Source organism: Rhodopseudomonas sp. BR0G17, from assembly GCF_010907025.1.
Lineage (GTDB): Bacteria > Pseudomonadota > Alphaproteobacteria > Rhizobiales > Xanthobacteraceae > Rhodopseudomonas > Rhodopseudomonas palustris_H.
The window spans coordinates 1-799 of sequence record NZ_QUML01000086.1; the positions used below are offsets into that span (position 1 = coordinate 1).

The 799-nt window shown below is 66.3% G+C and carries 1 protein-coding gene and 1 pseudogene; one reads left to right on the forward strand and one right to left on the reverse strand.

The features are described 5' to 3' along the window. Positions 1–373, forward strand: a 373-nt coding sequence (gene soxR / locus DY467_RS25305) for a redox-sensitive transcriptional activator SoxR (RefSeq protein ID WP_164639796.1), incomplete at its 5' end; no start/stop codon positions are given. Between the two features lie 77 nt (positions 374–450). Here the strand turns inward: soxR and DY467_RS25310 are convergent. Further along, positions 451–799: pseudogene (locus DY467_RS25310) on the reverse strand (NAD(P)/FAD-dependent oxidoreductase); the annotation flags it as partial.

Here is a 799-nt window from a genome sequence, read left to right on the forward strand (position 1 = left end):
CTATGAGGCCAAGGGGCTGATCCAGAGCTGGCGCACCGAGGGCAACCAGCGGCGCTATCATCGCTCGGTGCTTCGCCGGATTGCCATCATCCGCGTCGCTCTGCTGGCCGGTATTCCGCTGACGACTATCCACGACGCGCTGATCGATCTGCCGCACGATCGCGTCCCCTCCAAATCCGACTGGGCGCGTTTCGCCAAGGCGTGGCAGGAGATGCTGGAAGCCCGCATCGTCGGCCTGACGCAATTGCGCGACCAGATCACGAGCTGCATCGGCTGCGGTTGCCTGTCGCTGGAGGAATGCCCGCTGCGAAACCCCGGCGACGAACTCGGGCGCAACGGACCCGGACCCAGGCGGCTCGGCGCGAAACCCTGAGACGTCGGAAGCGTCGGGCTGGAGCTGTCGTTGTCGGCCGTGCGCGCCGCACCGGTCGCGGCGCGCGGGCGCGGCTCTCACGCCGACTCGGTCGTCTTTTTCAGCTTGCCGATGCCGAGAATGTCGAGCATCGCCTTTTCGTAGAACGGCTCGCTCTCGCCGCGGCTCATCTTGCGCATGAAGTACTTTTCGAACGCGATCTTGGCGTTGTGCACCCACACGCCGGACGACGACCAGTTGACGTTGCGCGGCGGAAGCTGCGGCTGCGCCACGAAGGCGACGCCGGAATCGCCGAAATCGGCCAGGCACACCGCGTTCCAGGTCGCCTGATGGGTCGGCTCCTGGCCGTCGAGCAGTTGCCGGATGTTGTGCGCGGTCGCGGTCACCATCGACTCGATCATGAAGCCGGTCTTCGGCACGCCGCAC